Genomic DNA, 16526 nt, shown 5'->3' with positions numbered 1-16526 from the left:
GATGCTTCATCACCGGCTCGTCGCCGACAGCCTCACGGTCGAGCAGGACGCCTGCGCCGTCATCTTGAACAGGGCCGGTCGCTGCGTGCGACTGACCGTGCCGGGCACGGCGCTGCTCACCGTGCTGACCTGTCTGCACGAGACAGGGTTCACCGAGGCGGAGTTGAATCGCGTTGTGGCTCAATCACGTTCGCCTCACCTCATGGCTTTCTGGGTGCGCCTGGCGGCCGGACTGACGGCGGCATACTGGATCGAAACCACGGTGCTGGCCGGTGAAGAAAAACTGGTCCGCCTGCAGCCACTGACACCGGCACCACGACTCGGTTCGGTCCCCGGCACAGCACGGTTGTCCGACGGCGACGTGCTTCGCATGGCTCCTACCGCGGTGTTGCGCTTCGGCGAACCGATGCCGACGCTGGAATCCGGCGCCGCTCACCACGTTGCTCACGTCGAGGATCCCCGCGTGCTCGACCTGCTCGTCGGTCTGCGCGGGTCGGCAACCGTCGGCGACACGTGTCGGAGCTCCGCACTGGCCGATCGAGACGCGCGCGCCGTGCTCACCGCGTTGTATGACGCAGGCCTGCTCTCGGCCGAGCGCGACACGCCAGCGCAGGCAGGCGCAGCCGACTACTGGTCGGACTGGGAGTTGCTGTTCCACGCTCGATCCCGGCTCGGCCGCACCCGTGGTGACTACGGCGGCACCTTCCGGTTTCGTGGGGTGCGCGACCCGTGGCCCGGCATACCTCAGGGGTTCGGTGCAGACGAACTGATCGAGCTGCCGAACGACGAGGGCGCCAGCCGCAGCCTGCTCGATGTCGCCACGAGTCGTTGCTCCATACGCGAGCACGACACCGAAAATCCAGTGACAGCAGCACAATTGGGCGCGCTACTGTCACGGACACAGCGGGTGCGATTCGCGCGGGAGGTCGACGGCTACGGCGACATACTGCGCAGGGGATATCCCGCCGGTGGGTCGTTGTACGAGCTCGAGATCTTTGTGCTGGCCAACCGCTGCGCGGATCTGGACCAGGGCCTGTACCACTACGACTCGGCATGGCACGGCCTTCGCCGCATTGCCACCGGGCCGGGCGACCTGGAGCAGCTGAGCCAGGTCGCACAGGTGACCGCCCAGATGGCCGAGCCGCCGCAGGTGGTGCTGCTGATCGCCGCACGATTCCCGCGGGTGATGTGGAAGTACGACGCTGTGTCGTACGCCGTCATCCTGAAGAATGTCGGTGCGCTGTATGACGCGTTGTATCTGCACGCGACCGATCTGGGATTGGCGCCCTGTGGGCTCGGCGGAGGCGACAGCGACCTGTTCTCGGCGGTCACCCAGATTCCGTATCTGGAGTGCACAACCGTGGGCGAGTTCATCCTCGGTTCGCGCCCGGTGAATTGGCAGCGTCCGTCCTTGCCGGCATGGCACCCGGAAGCCGGCGGTGTCGCATGACCGACACCATGGAGCGAGCCGGTCGGGCAAAAGCCCAGGTTTTCGCATGTCGTGGCGAATTCGCCTCCACCGCAGGGCAACTCGCGACCACGATCCATGCTCTGGCGGAGCCCTCCGGTCATGAGGAAGCCAGTCGTGACGCGATCCTGGCGGCGCTCGAGCCGCTGGCCTGCACCACGGAGTCGGGACTCGGCGACTGGCCGACCGGGCTGATCGCCCGCACCGGATCGTCGGGCGGCCCAGGCTTCGGCATCATCGCCGAGTACGACGCACTCCCCGGTGTCGGCCATGCCTGCGGGCACAACCTGATCGCCGGAGCCGCCTACCTCGCCTTCGCGATTCTGAGCAGGGTGGCCGACGACTGCGGCATACGTGTTGTTCTTTTCGGCACCCCGGCGGAGGAGGACGGCATGGCCAAGATCGACCTCGCCGAGTCCGGGGTCTTCGACGAGGTCGGCGCCCTGCTGATGTGCCATCCGGCGCCGGTCGGCTGTGACGACCCGCAACTGGCCGCCTTCGCCCGATGGTCGGCGGCGCTGGAGAACACCTGCCTCAGTGCCCACCCGGGTGCCGGACACACCGGTGGTGGCGACCCGTTCGCCGCCGAGGCACTGCTGCGCACCAACCTGCAGTTCGCGACCTCGCGGCTGCCGGCGGACTGCACCGTCACCGCCGAGCGGCGTGCGACGACCGGCACCGCCAGTGTTCGTCCCTCACGGCTCGACCTCGACATCATCGCGCGCGGACGTTCGGTGAGCGACCTCGTCGACGCCGAGTCGATCCTGCGGACCGCGCTGTATGCCGCAGCAGGAGTCGTCGGCGTCGAGGCGTCCTTCGACCGCGCGCACCCGATGGCCCCGCCGCTGCACTCCAACCCGACGCTGTTGCAGGCGTGGAGTCGCAACAGGGGATTGCTGTCGATGAGGTCCTGCCCGATGTCGTTGCCGGTCGCAACCGATCTGGCTGTGATCTCGCAGCGGATCCCGACCGTGCACCCGTTCTTCGACATCGGCAGCCGGCCGCACCTGAACCACGACGCCGGATTCAGCGTCGCGGCGGCCACCCCGCAGGCGATGGACGCGATGGTCCGTGCCGGCACCGCCATGGCGCTGACAGTCATCGATGTCGCATCCCAGCAGCAGTCGAGTCAGCAGGAGCCGCAATGAAGCGTCCGTCAAGGAAGGCAGGTGCCATGTCGTGCCGAAAGTGATCGTGCAGGTCTACCCGACCACCGGGGACCTCACCGAGATGAGCGAGCACCGACCCATCGGCCGCAGTACCTGGGCGGTGCAACGGCTCCTTGACGGACTGGTGCAGATCGCACAGGCCGCCGACGAGCTCGGCTACTGGGGGTTGTCGCACACCGAGCACCACTTCCACTCAGAGGGCATCGAGCTGTCACCCGACCCAGGGCTGTACAACCTCTGGGCAGGTATGCGTACCAAGCGATTACGGCACGGTCAGCTCGGCTACGTGCTCCCCTTCCACGACCCGGTCCGGCTGGCGGAGGAGACCGCCATGATCGACCAGATGCTCGGCGGCCGGCTCTTCGTCGGCATGGCGCGTGGCTACCAGAACCGCTGGGTCGACGTCCTGGGACAACGCACCGGAGCCGGCGCGGCCGACCACTCCGACTCCGAACGCGACGCGCTCAACTGGTCGCTGTTCCGCGAGCACTACCGCATCATGAAGATGGCCTGGACGCGCGACGTCACGGCATACGACGGCGAGCACTACCGGCTGCCGGGCAACGTCGGCGCGTCCTGGGCTCCGGCCGAGGGTGTCACCAGCGTCTACGGCGCACCAGGTGAGTTGGACGCGGGCGGCGGCATACGTGGCGTGAGTGTGGTGCCCCGGCCGTTCCAGGACCCGCATCCGCCGCTGTTCCAGGCGCAGAGCATCAGTCCACGGACAGTGGGCTGGTGCGCCCGTGAGGGAGTGATCCCGATCATTCAGAGCCCCGACCTCGACGTGTGCTCCGCCCTCGGCAACTACTACCTGTCCGAGGCAAAGCTCGCCGGGCGCGACCTGCAGTATGGCGACAGCCTCGGTCTGATCCGGATCTTCCACATCGCGGACAGCAGATCCGAGGCACTGGCCGCCTCGGACGCATACGACTCGCTGATCTGGGACAAGTGGTATCGCGCCTTCGGCTACCTGGAGTTGTTCCGGCTGAAGGGGGAGGAAGGTCCGGTCCCCGCGCCCGGGGAGTCGATCGGTGAGCGGCTGTCGCGGTCGGGCATGTCATGCATCGGCACCGTCGACGACGTCAAACGCGCCGTCGAGAAGACGCTGACGGCGTTGCCTGCGGAGTACCTCGTGTGGCACCTGGCATGGCGGCCGATGCCGACCGAGGTTGCGATCCGGCAACTGGAACTGTTCGCCGAGCACATCATGCCGGAGTTCGGTCTCACCTTCGCCGACGAGGCGGTCGTGCCGTGAATTCCGGTCCGATCGGCGTCGAAGAGCGCGCCGTCGGCGCCCGCCGATCGTGCGTTCTCGTCGAATTCTCGATCATGCCGCAGATGGGCTACAGCCTGGCGATGGCCTACCTGCGGGCATCCGTGGAAGCCGACCCAGAGGTCGGCGCGCAGTGGTCGTTGAGCGACCACGTCGTCTTCCAGGACGTCGAGGACGACACAGCGGTCGAGCGCTTCGTCGACACGCTGGACAGTCCGGACGTCGTCGCGTTCTCGGTGTATTTCTGGAATCGGCAGTTCAGCGAACAGTGCGCCACCCTCATCCGCAGCCGATGGCCGGACACGGTCCTGGTGTTCGGTGGGAACGACGTCACCGACCAGGCAGAGCAGGTTTTCCGCGGCTGCCCTGCCGTCGACATCGTCGTGCACGGCGAAGGCGAGCTGACCTTCCCCGAGCTGCTGGAGGCGATCTACGACGGCGCGAATCTGTCGACGGTGCAAGGGATTTCGTTCCGCGGCGACATCGGTGCGGTGACCACTGCGCCACGGCCGCGCATCGAGAACCTGGACCTGATCCCCTCGCCCTTCCTGACCGGGGTGATCCGGCCCGAGCAGTTGGCCGGCACCTCGATGGTGGTCTACGAGACCAACCGCGGCTGCCCTTACAGCTGCGCGTTCTGCTACTGGGGCGGCGCGACCAATTCCAAGGTGCGGCAGTTCTCCACCGAACGCGTGCTCGCCGAGCTCGACTACATCCTCACGCACTGCAAGGACAACACGGCGCTGTTCATCGCCGACGCGAACTTCGGCATCTTCGGCCGGGATCTCGACATCGCCCAGGAGTTGGTGCGGCTGTCCCGGGAGCACCACAAGCGGCTCATCGTGATGACCAACTGGGCGAAGAACTCCAGCAGCAAGGTCGTCGAGATCGCCAGTGTGCTGTATGACGCAGGCCTCACCGGAGCGGTCACCCTGTCGGCGCAGTCCTTCGACGCGGGCACCCTGGAGATCGCGCACCGCAAGAACATCAAGGTGTCCCGCTACCGGTCGCTGCAGTCGGAGTTCATCGACCGCAACATCCCGACCTACACCGACCTGCTCTGGGGTCTGCCCGGCGAAAGCCTCGACGTGCACGTGGCCGGCATCGAGGAGTGCCTGACCTCCGGCGGCTCCCCGGTGATCTACCCGCTGCTGCTGCTGAACAACACCGAATACACCGCAGCGCGATTCCGCGACGACTTCGCGATGCGGACCCGTCGGCTGCCGTCGGACATGTCCAATCCGCACCTGCTCGGCGACGTGGTAGTCGCGCACTCGCGGATGACCGAGGACGACTGGATGGAGGGCATCCGCATCCGGTTCGCCCTCGGCGTCTTCTGGAAGTGCTGCTATCGCGCGACGATCAGCTACCTCAACACCGCCGGGGGAGTCGAGCACACCGCCATACTGCGCAGACTCGCCGACGAACTCTTCGTCAACGGGCTCGGTGACAAGGTCATCTCGGCCCTCATCGCGGATTACCTCAGCATGTTCAGCACGCCCGGTTTCGAGGGCCTGCAGCGTGCGCACGACATCATCGGCGCCAGCGGCATCGTCGAGGAGTTGCACTACCAGGCCGTGGTCAAACGGCTGGTCTTCGGTGCCGGCGGCAAGGACGCCCGGGACGTGGCGGAACGGGTGTTGCGCTCGATCGGGCGCGAGCACGGTGTGTGCGAGGTCGACATCAGCGCCTGCCTGGGCGCCGATCACGCCGCGATGGCCACGATCCGCTCCACCATCCCGCGGACCGAGCCGGATCGTCGGCCGCGACACCTGCCGGCGCACATCACCGGAGCACTGCGCGGTCGTGGCGTGCTCGCGATGGTGGCGGGCACGGCCGACACCGACGTCCTGGTCACCGCGACCGACTGCGGCCGGACGTTCTCATTCAGCAGTTACGCCGTGTCCATCTGGCACGGTAGTTCGAATCCGTTGCGGGACTGCGATGTTCGCGACTCCCTGGCCAAAGAGATAGGTGCGTGATGCCGAAACACTCCGCCACGTCGGATCACCCAGCGGTCGAGCTGACCGAATTGCACAAGGACTTCCATACCCGCGACGGTGTGCTCAGCGCCGTCAACGACCTGTCGCTCACGGTCCCGCGCGGACAGACTGTCGCGCTGCTCGGGCCGAACGGGGCCGGCAAGTCGACGACCATCGACATGCTGCTCGGGATGACGACGCCGACGAGTGGGACGGTCCGCATCGAGGGCGAGCCGCCGCGGGCCGCCATCCGGCGTGGAGGTGTCGGAGCCATGCTGCAGGACGGCGCGCTCATAGACGGGCTGACCGTGCGCGAGATCGTCGACATGACCGCCTGCCTCTACCCCAATCCGCGGCCGGTCGACGAAGCCCTCGAACTGGCAGGGATGTCACACCTCGCCAAGCAGCGGACCACCAAATTGTCTGGTGGCGAATCGCAGCGGGTGCGTTTCGCGGTCGCCGTCGTGTCGAACCCGTCGCTGCTGGTGCTCGACGAACCGACCGTCGCGATGGACGTGCAAGGCCGCGAGGACTTCTGGGACACCATGGCCGACCTGCAGGGTGGCGGTGTGACGGTGCTGTTCGCCTCGCACTACCTCGACGAGGCCGACGCGCACGCTGACCGGGTCGTCGTGGTGTCGAAGGGCCGGATCCTCGCCGACGGCACCCCGCAGGAGATCAAGGCGCTCGCGGGCGGCCGCCGGATCTGGGCGCGGGTCGACGACCCCGACGACCCGCGATTCGCACAACTCGACGGCGTCAGTTCGGCCTCACGCCTGGACGACCAGGTGCTGTTGCAGTGCTCCGACTCCGACACCGCCATACGTGCTCTGCTGCAGCATGCGCCGGAGGCGAGGTCCATCGAGATCAAGCCGGTGGGTCTGGAAGAAGCCTTCGTGGCCATCACCAACGCCGACGTCGAGGAGGTCAGCGCATGAACCTGCGGTACATGCGCTACGAACTGCTGCGCCTGACCAGAAACCGGGCGTTCTTCTTCTTCACCCTGGTGTTCCCCTTGATGCTCTTCCTGATCTTCGGCGGAACCCAGGCCAACCAGACGATCCAGTTCGGCCCGACGAAGATCAAGTTCGTCCTCTACTACATGGTCGGGATGGCGGGCTACGGCGCGCTCATGGCGGCGCTGTCCGGGGGCGCACGCATCGCCTCCGAACGCCAGGTGGGCTGGAACCGCCAGCTGCGGCTGACGCCGCTGGGTTCGTTCGGGTACATGTTCGCCAAGGCGGTCACGGCATACCTGATGGCGATGCTCAGCATCGCGATCATGCTCCTGGCTGGGACGGCGTTCGGTGCTCGGTTGCACGGTGCCGACCGTTGGAGCCTGATGATCGGGTTGATCCTGGTCGGGGTGTTGCCGTTCATCGCGCTCGGAATCGCCCTAGGTCAGCTGCTGCCGGGAGATTCGATGGGGCCGGTGCTGGGTGGTGCCGGCGCCCTGCTGGCGTTCCTCGGCGGAATCTGGTTTCCCCTCAAATCCGGCAGCCTGCTCGAACACATCGGCGAGTTCGTGCCGTCCTACTGGATCAGCCAGGCTTCCCGTGTCGGCATCGGCGGCGACGCCTGGACGTTGCGCGGCTGGCTGGTCGTGGCGGTGTGGTCGCTGGTGTGCGTGCTGCTCGCCGGTTGGAGCTACCGTCGCGACATAGCTCGCTGAGCCCGCACGGCCGGACTTCGCGATGCTCTCTGGTGTAAGGGCCAAGGCCCTGCTGCAATCGCAGATCCCCGATCCGACGACCGATCGGTTGAAGATCGCCCCGAAGCGATGGTGGCTTGTGCTGCTCGCGATCGTGCTGTTCATGGTCGGCTCCACAGTGTGGTCGGTCGAGGCGCGACTGGTCTCGACCATGGACGTCGATGCGGCATACCTGACTCACACCCCAGGGCTGTATGACGCCTGGACTCCCGCCGCCGGATCCGTCGACGTGCTGGTGCAGCCTGGTCAGACCGTCTCGGCGACACAACCGGTGGCGACGGTGCGGTCCGGAGGCAGCACGACCACCGTCTCGGCCGGGGTCGCGGGGACCGTGGCCGACGTCACCGTGGCATCCGGTGGCTTCGTGTCCGACGGCACCACCATCGCGGCGATCCGGCCGCAGGGTTTCTCCCGGCTGGTCGTGCACGCGTTTGTGTCGGTCGAGAACGCCGACCAGCTCAGCGTGGGGCTGCCGGCCCAGGTTGTGGTGGCCGGCTACGACCCGGGGTTGTACGGCCGGATCAGTGGTCGGATCAGTGCCATCGGCTCCGCACCACCGTCGGTGGGCCAGATCGCCGAGGAGTTGGGCAGCCCGGGGCTCGCGGAGCAAGTCGCCTCATTGGGTCCGCTCATCGACATCCAGGTCACCTTGGACCAGGGGACCGGGGCCGGCGCGCTGCACTGGATCGGCGGATCCGGACCCGGCGATCTGCATGTGACCGACGGCGCCGCCGCGGCGGTGAAGTTCATCCTGGGCAGCTACCGGCCGATCGACGCCTTCACGGGGGCGCGCCAGTGAGCACGTCCGGTCCGGTCAGCTTCGGCGCTCGTCCCGTGGCCGTCCCGACGGTGCTGCAGATGGAGGCGGTCGAGTGCGGCGCGGCCTGCCTCGCGATGGTGTTGGCGCACCACCGCAAGTGGGTGTCACTGGACGAGGCGCGCACCGAGTGCAACGTCGGTCGTGACGGTGCGTCGGCGGCCGAGATCGTCGTGGCGGCGCGGCGGTACGGCATGTCGGCCCGTGGCGTGCGGGCTGAGGTTGCCGACCTGGCGGACTTCGGTATGCCGCTGATCATCTACTGGGAGTTCAAGCACTTCATGGTGCTTGAGGGCGGTACCCGGCGCGGCGCGGTGGTGAACGACCCCGCAGTGGGGCGGCGCGTCATACCGTGGGAGCAGTTCGACCTGTCCTTCACCGGCATCGCGCTCGAACTGCGGCCCGGAGCAGACTTCGTGCGCTCCGGGGAACGGCCGTCCCTGCTCCGCGAAGCGATCGCCGTCACCGGCGGGTACCGCCGGCAGATCGCGCTGGCGCTGGTCGCCGGGTTGTTGGGGGTTGTCGCGGTCATCGCGGTCCCATCACTGTGCCGCGCCTACGTCGACCACGCTTTCGTCGCGGGTGGTCAACCACGGCTGTCACCCGGCGTCACCTCGTTCTTCCTGTTCGCTGCGCTCGTCGTGTATGCCGCCGCGACCATGGTCCGTAACAATGTCGCGCTCACTGCGGCGCAACGGCTTGCCTTCTCGATGAACAGTCAGATGCTGACCCGGATGCTCCGGCTGCCCATCGCCTACTTCCAGCAACGCCACAGCGGCGTGCTGGCGGTGCGATTGAAGGCGAACGACTCGTTGGCGGTCGCGTTCACGATCACCGCCTGCGCGGTCGTGGTCGATGCCGCCATGCTCGTGGCCGCGATGTCGGTGTCGGTTGCAATTGCGCCGTTCGTGGGTCTGACCGAGATCACGATCATCGCCGCCGCCGGCATCGGTCTGGGCGCGGTGAACCGGGTGGCCGTCCTGGATTACAGCCGGTACAGCAGTGCGATGCTGCGGACGTCGGCGGTCGCCGCCAGTGCACTGTTCTCGATGCGGACGATCAAGGCCAACGGGCAGGAGGCTGCGGCCTTCGAGCGCTGGTCCGGAGCACTCACGCGTAGCGCGAACCTCAGTTGGCCGGTGCGGCGCCGACAGTTGGCCTATCGTGCCTTCCCGCCCTCCTTGGCCGGTGTCTTGATCTGCGCGGTGAGCATCCTCGGTGGCCGCCAGCTGCAGGCCGGACAGGTGACGCCGGGTTGCCTGTTGGAACTGGAGCTGCTGGCCTTGATCGGGGTCCACGGCATCAGCAGGGTGGTGACCTCGTGGGAGGACCTCAGCAGCCTGAGTGCGGACCTGGCGGTGCGTCGCGATGTCATGACGTATCCGATCGGTTCACCGGTCGATCCACATACCGACGAGCTGGCACAGGGCGACCTCGCAGTCAGTGCGGAGGCGGCTGCGACATCGGCCGGCCCGTCGGCCGCATCGCGGATCGTCCAGTTGTCCGGTCACGTCGAGGTCAAGGACGTGTCATTCGGCTTCGGCAGACAACATCTGCTGCTGGAGGATGTGTCCTTCGTCGTACGGCCCGGCCAGCGCGTGGCGATCGTGGGACCGTCCGGGTCAGGCAAGTCCACCCTTGCCAAGGTGCTGGCAGGTCTCTACATCCCGACCGACGGCGAGCTGTTGTACGACGGAGTGGCTCGTGCCGATCTGGCGCCGGCGATGCTGGCCGGATCCGTGGGATATGTCGACCAGTTCACCGTCTTCGTGCAGGGCACGGTGCGCGAAAACCTGTCGCTGTGGGACCCGACGTTCACCGACGTCACGTTGGCGAAGGCCGCGCGAGACGCGGTCATCCACCGCGAGATCGTCGGTCGCGCAGGCGGATTCGACCGCCCGATGTATGACGGCGCGTCCGAGTGGAGTGGTGGTCAACGCCAGCGCCTCGAACTCGCCAGAGCCCTGGCGACCGATCCGGCGGTGCTGGTGCTGGACGAGGCCACCTCCCAACTGGACACGCTGATCGAGCAGCAGATCTACGCCAACCTGCAGCGGCGTGGTTGCACGGTGATCGTGGTGGCGCACCGGTTGTCGAGCATCCGGGACTCCGACGCGATCCTGGTGCTCGCAGACGGGCGCGTCGTGGAGGCCGGCACGCACGACTCGCTCGTTGCAGCAGGTGGTGTCTACCGGGGGTTGATCGATGACGAGGAGTGAGACCCCCACCGACGACCAGCGCCACGCGACCGGGCGGCGGGTGCTGTCCGCGGCCGACCGGGTGTCGCTCGGGTCGCCGCGACACGGACACCTGGTTCTCACCGGTTCGGTGCAGGTGTTCTCCGTGGAGCGCATGGACGACGGCTCGCACGGCCGGATGACGCCGTTGGTGACCTGCGGTCAGGGCAGTCTGGTCGTCGGCACCGACGCCATCGCCGACCCCACCCACGAACTGGTCGTTGTCGGTTCGCCGGATGCCACCGTCGCAGACGTCGACCTGGGTGAGATGCGCGAGGGTGCGCTGGCCGGCAACACCGCTGCCGTCGCGATCCTCATCGAGCGGTGGATCACCCGGTTGATGGCTGCGACATATCCGCACCCGCCGCAGTCCACTCCCACGGACACCTCAGTCGGCGCGAGCGTCGACATCGCCGCCGATCAGCCGTTCGCGGCAGGTCAGCGCGGGTTGTGGTTGTCCTTCGAGCACGACGTGCAGTTGTGGGGCGAGGATTGCGGCGGCGTCATACCGTGCGCGCCGCATGTGCCGGTCGTCACCAGCACGACGGTGACCGCACGCGTGGTGTCCGGGCAGGAGGCACTGGGTTCGGCCTCGGGGTGGCAGGGATTCGAGCAGATGCTTGCCATGTGCTACCGGTGGATCGGCGAGCGTTCCCGGCTCGCGACCGAGAGCGAACTCTCGCGCCGGGCGGCCCTGCGGGAGTACGAAGCCGGATTTGTGGCCGCCGTCGAGGGCGATGCACATGATGTGCTCCTCGGGCGGACCGGTAGCCGCAGCAACTCCTATGTCAGCTCGCCCTTTCTCGTGGCGGTCGAGCACGTCGCGAAGGTCTCGGGGGTGGCCTTCGACCCGGCCCCGCTGAGCATGATCGAGGGCGCCGACGACCCGCTCGGTGTCTGCGCGCGGTATTCCGGCTTCGGCGTGCGTCGGGTGTCCCTCGGCTCCCACTGGTATGACGGCGACGCCGGTCCGCTGCTGGGCGTCGGTAAGGAGCCGGAAGGGGAGTGGCTGCCGCTGATCCGTCGCCGGCGTGGCTACCAGATCCGCGACCTGCGCACCGGGCGTTCCCGGCCTGTCGACCAAGACTCCGACCGGCAGTTGGCGCGCGCCTACCAACTGTATGCCGCAGCTCCCGTCACCTCGCGACTGCGCACGCTCGTGCGCTTCGCGCTGTTCCGCAGCGCGCGCGAAGTGGTCGTCGCGTTGTTGCTGTTCTGCCTCATCGGGCTATTCACGTTGATACCTGCGTTCGCACTGGACTTCCTGCAGGGCGAGGGAGCGACCCCGTTGGATGTCACGACCACGGCGATCCTGTCCGCCGCGCTCGGCGCCTATGCCATCGGCATCGCGGCACTGGGGATCTTCGCCGCTCGCGTGATGGTGCGAGTCGAGGTGCGGTCCACCATGCGCCTGCAGGGTGGTCTCTTGCAGCAGGTGCTGACCCAGCCGATGAGCTACCTGCGTAAGGTGCCGGCCGCCGAGGTGCTGGCGGTCATGACCGACCTCAGCTCCGCCCAGGGCCAGTGGCTGCGCATCTGGTTCACCGGCACCCTCGGCGGCGCGATGACCGGGATCGCACTGGTCACCCTGGCCGTGCTCACCGGCGACAGCATCGGCTGGATCCTTGCGGTGGTCGTGTTGTTCGCCCTCTTGTTCACAGTGAGCCTGCGCACGATGCACCGTGCTCGTCATACCGATCGACATGCCCGCGCCGCACTGGAGGCGCTGACGGCGTCCCTGCTCACCGGCATCGCGAAGATCCGGCTCGCCCATGCGGAGCGCCGCGCGGCACTGCGGTGGCTGAGCCAGTTCTCCACCGCTCAGGTCGCGCATCGGGAACGGCTGCGTCAACGGCTACGCCAGGAGGCGATGGTCGGCGGGCTGGTCTGTGCGCTGGTGCTGGCGAGTATGCCGTGGCTGTCGACGTCCTCGGCGCCGCTGCGTTCGGTGACCGCTGTCCCCAGCTTCGGAGCCACCCTCGCCGTCCTGGCGATCGGCATACGGCTGCTCGCCGAGTGCTCGACCGCGCTGGTCGACGCCCTCACCACACGCAGCGGGTTGCTCGACATCGCCGGTTCGAGTGAATTGGTCGCCGGCCGGTCCACCATTTCGGGAGGCCCCAGCGGCCGCATCGAGCTGGCCCAGGTGAGTTACCGCATCGGTGAGCTCGACATCGTGCGCGATGTGTCCTTCGAGGTGGAGGCCGGGGAGATGGTGGCGATCATCGGGCCGTCCGGCTCTGGCAAGTCCACTCTGCTGAGTCTGCTGCTCGGGCTGGAAGAGGCGAGCTCCGGTGCGATCCTCTACGACAACCACGACCTGCGCTCGCTGGACGGTCTGTCGGTGAGACAGGAGTGCGGGGTCGTCCTGCAGTCCACCCGGCTGATCAGCGGCAGCATCCGCGAGAACGTCGCCGGTTCGAGGTCGCTGGGCGACGACCAGGTGAACGCCGCCCTGCGTGCGGTCGGCCTGCACGAACTCGTCGACGACCTGCCGATGGGCCTGGACACGCTGGTCAACGAATATTCCGGGGTGCTGTCCGGGGGACAGCAGCAGCTGCTGATTCTTGCGCGAGCGATCGCCGGTTCGCCGCGCATCGTGTTCTTGGACGAGGCGACCTCCGCGCTGGACAATCAGACGCAGGCGCGGGTGATGCACGCCATCGAGCGGATGGACGCCACGAGAGTGGTCGTCGCCCACCGGCTGTCGACGATCCGGCAGGCCGACCGCATCATCGTGCTCGACCAGGGGCGCGTGGTGCAGCAGGGGTCGTATGCGAAGTTGGCGGAGGAGGACGGACTGTTCCAGCGCCTCATCCGCCGTCAGCAGGTCGCTCCCACCACTGGGGTTCGCGGCGATTAGGGCGGAGGGCCGCGCGCTGCTAGCCTTGAACAGCCGTGAACCGGCCGCGGATACACAGCGCCCTGGTGGACATGCCCAGGAGCACCGCGCAACGATCTAGAAACGGGAGTCGTCACTTCATGCCTTTGGACAGCGCCACCAAGCAGCAGATCATGACCGAGTACGCCACCAAAGAAGGCGACACCGGTTCCCCCGAGGTGCAGATCGCGATGCTCACGCAGCGCATCAAGGACCTCACCGAGCACGCTCGCAGCCACCCGCACGACCACCACAGCCGTCGCGGCCTGTTGCTGCTCGTCGGTCAGCGCAAGCGCATGCTGCGCTACCTCGAGAGCGTCGACATCGAGCGTTACCGCTCGCTGATCAAGCGACTGGGTCTGCGTCGCTGATCACCCAGAACTTCCGCCTGGAGGCGGCCACCGTCGGTGGCCGCCTCTTCGGCGTAAGCAGCTGTATGCCGCAGCCGTCGCACGGATGCGACCACCCTGCGGCATACAGCTGAATGCGTTGAACACCCACGCACAACGACGATGCGTGGCCTTGAAGAAGAGAAGAGGAGGGCCCAATGGAGGGTCCAGAGATCACATTCGCCGAAGCCGTCATCGACAACGGCCGCTTCGGCACTCGCAAGGTCCGGTTCGAGACCGGACGGCTGGCCAAGCAGGCCGGCGGTGCAGTCCTTTGCTACCTGGATGACGAGACCACCCTGCTGTCGACCACCGCGGCCGGCAAGCAGCCCAAAGACCAGTTCGACTTCTTCCCGCTGACCGTCGACGTCGAAGAGCGCATGTATGCCGCGGGTAAGATCCCCGGCAGCTTCTTCCGCCGCGAGGGTCGCCCCTCGACCGATGCGATCCTGACCTGTCGTCTCATCGACCGCCCGCTGCGCCCGGCGTTCCGCAAGGGCCTGCGCAACGAGGTGCAGGTCGTGATCACGGTCCTGTCGCTCAACCCCGACCACCAGTACGACGTGCTGGCCATCAACGGCGCCTCGGCGTCCACGCAGATCTCGGGTCTGCCGTTCTCCGGCCCGATCGGTGCGACCCGGGTGTCGCTCATCGACGGCGAATGGGTCGCCTTCCCCAACTTCTCCGACAGCGAGCGCTCGGTCTTCGACATGGTCGTCGCCGGCCGCGTCGTCGGTGACGACGTCGCGATCATGATGGTCGAGGCCGAGTCCACCGAGTCCACGTGGGACCTCGTCAAGCACCAGGGCAAGGGCGCCCCGACCGAAGAGGTCGTCGCCGAGGGCCTTGAGGCCTCCAAGAAGTTCATCCGCGTGCTGTGCGAGGCGCAGGCGCAGCTGGCCACCAAGGCTGCCAAGCCGGTGCAGGACTTCCCGGTGTTCCTGGACTACCAGGACGACACGTATGCCGCAGTCGCCGCGGCCGCCACCGACAAGCTGCGCACCCTGCTGTCCATCGCCGACAAGCAGGACCGCGAGTCGCAGCTGGACGCCTACAAGGACGAGCTCAAGGACGAACTCGCCGGCGACGGCAAGCCGTTCGAGGGTCGTGCCAAGGAGATCTCCGCGGCATACCGGTCCGTGCAGAAGAACGTCGTGCGCGAGCGGATCCTGCGTGACAAGGTCCGCATCGACGGCCGTGGCCCCAAGGACATCCGTGCCCTCTCGGCCGAGGTCGAGGTGCTGCCGCGCGTGCACGGCTCGGCGATCTTCGAGCGCGGCGAGACCCAGATCATGGGTGTCACCACGCTGAACATGTTGCGCATGGAGCAGCAGCTGGACACCCTCTCGCCGGTGACCCGCAAGCGTTACATGCACAACTACAACTTCCCGCCCTACTCCACCGGTGAGACCGGCCGGGTGGGCTCGCCCAAGCGCCGCGAGATCGGCCACGGTGCTCTCGCGGAGCGTGCGCTGATGCCGGTGCTGCCGACGCGCGAGGAGTTCCCCTACGCCATCCGTCAGGTGTCCGAAGCTCTCGGCTCCAACGGTTCGACGTCGATGGGTTCGGTGTGCGCCTCGACGCTGGCATTGCTCAACGCCGGTGTGCCGCTGCGCGCGCCGGTTGCGGGCATCGCCATGGGTCTGGTGTCGGCCGAGGTCGACGGCAAGACCGAATATGCAGCACTGACAGACATCCTCGGCGCCGAGGATGCCTTCGGCGACATGGACTTCAAGGTCGCTGGTACCCGCGAGTTCGTCACCGCCATCCAGCTCGACACCAAGCTCGACGGCATCCCCGCCGACGTGCTCGCCGGTGCGCTGACCCAGGCGCGCGACGCGCGTCTGCACATCCTGGATGTCATGAACGAAGCGATCGACGCTCCCGACGAGATGTCGCCGTACGCTCCGCGCGTGATCGCGGTCAAGATCCCGGTCGACAAGATCGGTGAGGTCATCGGCCCGAAGGGCAAGATGATCAACCAGATCCAGGAGGACACCGGCGCCGACCTGTCGATCGAGGACGACGGCACGGTCTACATCGGGGCAACCGACGGTCCGTCGGCCGAGGCGGCGCGCGCGGCGGTCAACGCGATCGCCAACCCGCAGATGCCCGAGGTCGGCGAGCGCTTCTTGGGCACCGTGGTCAAGACCACAACCTTCGGCGCGTTCGTGTCGCTGCTGCCCGGCAAGGACGGCCTGCTGCACATCTCCGAGGTGCGCAAGCTCGTCGGCGGCAAGCGCATCGACGCCGTCGAGGACGTTCTGAAGATCGGCCAGAAGGTCCAGGTCGAGCTCAAGGAGATCGACCCGCGGGGCAAGCTGTCGCTGGCTGTCGTCGAAGAAGCCGCTAGCGCGGACGACGCTGATGACGCTGCGGATTCGGCCGGCCACGACGCTCCGGCGGCGGATGCTGCCGATGCGGTTTCGACCGATGGTGCTTCCTCTGACGGTGACGACGGGCAGGAGCGCGGCGAGCGTCGTCCGCGCAACCGGCGTCGTGGCGGCCGTGGTCGTGGTCACGGTGAGGGCGCCGACGGCGCTCACGCCGGCGACTCGGCCGGTGCGTCCGACGAGGCCTGAGAAACGGCACAGCTGAG

General features: G+C 67.4%; 11 protein-coding genes. All 11 read left to right on the top strand.

Annotation, left to right across the window (positions count from 1 at the left end):
- Position 1: 1 nt before the first annotated feature.
- The 11 genes from BKA23_RS11000 (at position 2) to BKA23_RS10950 (ending at position 16509) form a co-directional block, all read left to right on the top strand.
- A complete protein-coding gene (locus BKA23_RS11000; RefSeq protein WP_145227950.1) occupies positions 2 to 1450 on the top strand; it encodes a SagB family peptide dehydrogenase in 1449 nt (482 codons plus the stop codon).
- A complete protein-coding gene (locus BKA23_RS10995; RefSeq protein ID WP_145227949.1) occupies positions 1447 to 2616 on the top strand; it encodes a M20/M25/M40 family metallo-hydrolase in 1170 nt (389 codons plus the stop codon). The genes BKA23_RS11000 and BKA23_RS10995 overlap by 4 nt, the downstream gene beginning before the upstream one ends.
- A gap of 31 nt (positions 2617 to 2647) precedes the next feature.
- A complete protein-coding gene (locus BKA23_RS10990; protein ID WP_170226467.1) occupies positions 2648 to 3892 on the top strand; it encodes an LLM class flavin-dependent oxidoreductase in 1245 nt (414 codons plus the stop codon).
- Positions 3889 to 5892: a B12-binding domain-containing radical SAM protein gene (locus BKA23_RS10985; RefSeq protein WP_170226466.1), complete on the top strand. Its 2004-nt coding sequence runs from the start codon at positions 3889 to 3891 to the stop codon at positions 5890 to 5892. Before BKA23_RS10990 ends, BKA23_RS10985 begins: the two co-directional genes overlap by 4 nt.
- Complete coding sequence (locus BKA23_RS10980; RefSeq protein ID WP_145227942.1) at positions 5892 to 6830, top strand: ABC transporter ATP-binding protein; 939 nt, start codon at positions 5892 to 5894, stop codon at positions 6828 to 6830. Before BKA23_RS10985 ends, BKA23_RS10980 begins: the two co-directional genes overlap by 1 nt.
- A complete protein-coding gene (locus tag BKA23_RS10975; RefSeq protein WP_145227940.1) occupies positions 6827 to 7564 on the top strand; it encodes an ABC transporter permease in 738 nt (245 codons plus the stop codon). Before BKA23_RS10980 ends, BKA23_RS10975 begins: the two co-directional genes overlap by 4 nt.
- Before the next feature lie 22 nt (positions 7565 to 7586).
- A complete protein-coding gene (locus BKA23_RS10970) occupies positions 7587 to 8402 on the top strand; it encodes a biotin/lipoyl-containing protein (RefSeq protein ID WP_145227938.1) in 816 nt (271 codons plus the stop codon).
- A complete protein-coding gene (locus BKA23_RS10965) occupies positions 8399 to 10639 on the top strand; it encodes a cysteine peptidase family C39 domain-containing protein (RefSeq protein ID WP_145227936.1) in 2241 nt (746 codons plus the stop codon). The genes BKA23_RS10970 and BKA23_RS10965 overlap by 4 nt, the downstream gene beginning before the upstream one ends.
- Positions 10626 to 13520 (top strand): ATP-binding cassette domain-containing protein, encoded by a 2895-nt coding sequence (locus BKA23_RS10960; protein WP_145227934.1) that lies wholly within the window; start codon positions 10626 to 10628, stop codon positions 13518 to 13520. Before BKA23_RS10965 ends, BKA23_RS10960 begins: the two co-directional genes overlap by 14 nt.
- A gap of 119 nt (positions 13521 to 13639) precedes the next feature.
- On the top strand, positions 13640 to 13909 hold the full coding sequence (gene rpsO / locus BKA23_RS10955; protein ID WP_145227932.1) for a 30S ribosomal protein S15: 270 nt from the start codon (positions 13640 to 13642) through the stop codon (positions 13907 to 13909).
- Positions 13910 to 14085: 176 nt separating this feature from the next.
- Complete coding sequence (locus BKA23_RS10950; RefSeq protein WP_145227930.1) at positions 14086 to 16509, top strand: polyribonucleotide nucleotidyltransferase; 2424 nt, start codon at positions 14086 to 14088, stop codon at positions 16507 to 16509.
- Positions 16510 to 16526: the final 17 nt, after the last annotated feature.

Origin of the sequence: Rudaeicoccus suwonensis, from assembly GCF_007829035.1 — a bacterium.
Classification (GTDB): Bacteria; Actinomycetota; Actinomycetes; order Actinomycetales; family Dermatophilaceae; genus Rudaeicoccus; species Rudaeicoccus suwonensis.
This window is presented reverse-complemented; position numbering and strand designations above follow the sequence as displayed.

Bases quoted from the DNA above. Each gene is read 5' to 3' on its own strand.
- BKA23_RS11000 (WP_145227950.1), top strand. From the start codon at position 2: ATGCTTCATCACCGGCTCGTCGCCGACAGCCTCACGGTCGAGCAGGAC.
- BKA23_RS10960 (WP_145227934.1), top strand. From the start codon at position 10,626: ATGACGAGGAGTGAGACCCCCACCGACGACCAGCGCCACGCGACCGGG.
- BKA23_RS10995 (WP_145227949.1), top strand. From the start codon at position 1,447: ATGACCGACACCATGGAGCGAGCCGGTCGGGCAAAAGCCCAGGTTTTC.
- rpsO (WP_145227932.1), top strand. From the start codon at position 13,640: ATGCCTTTGGACAGCGCCACCAAGCAGCAGATCATGACCGAGTACGCC.
- BKA23_RS10970 (WP_145227938.1), top strand. From the start codon at position 7,587: ATGCTCTCTGGTGTAAGGGCCAAGGCCCTGCTGCAATCGCAGATCCCC.
- BKA23_RS10975 (WP_145227940.1), top strand. From the start codon at position 6,827: ATGAACCTGCGGTACATGCGCTACGAACTGCTGCGCCTGACCAGAAAC.
- BKA23_RS10980 (WP_145227942.1), top strand. From the start codon at position 5,892: ATGCCGAAACACTCCGCCACGTCGGATCACCCAGCGGTCGAGCTGACC.
- BKA23_RS10950 (WP_145227930.1), top strand. From the start codon at position 14,086: ATGGAGGGTCCAGAGATCACATTCGCCGAAGCCGTCATCGACAACGGC.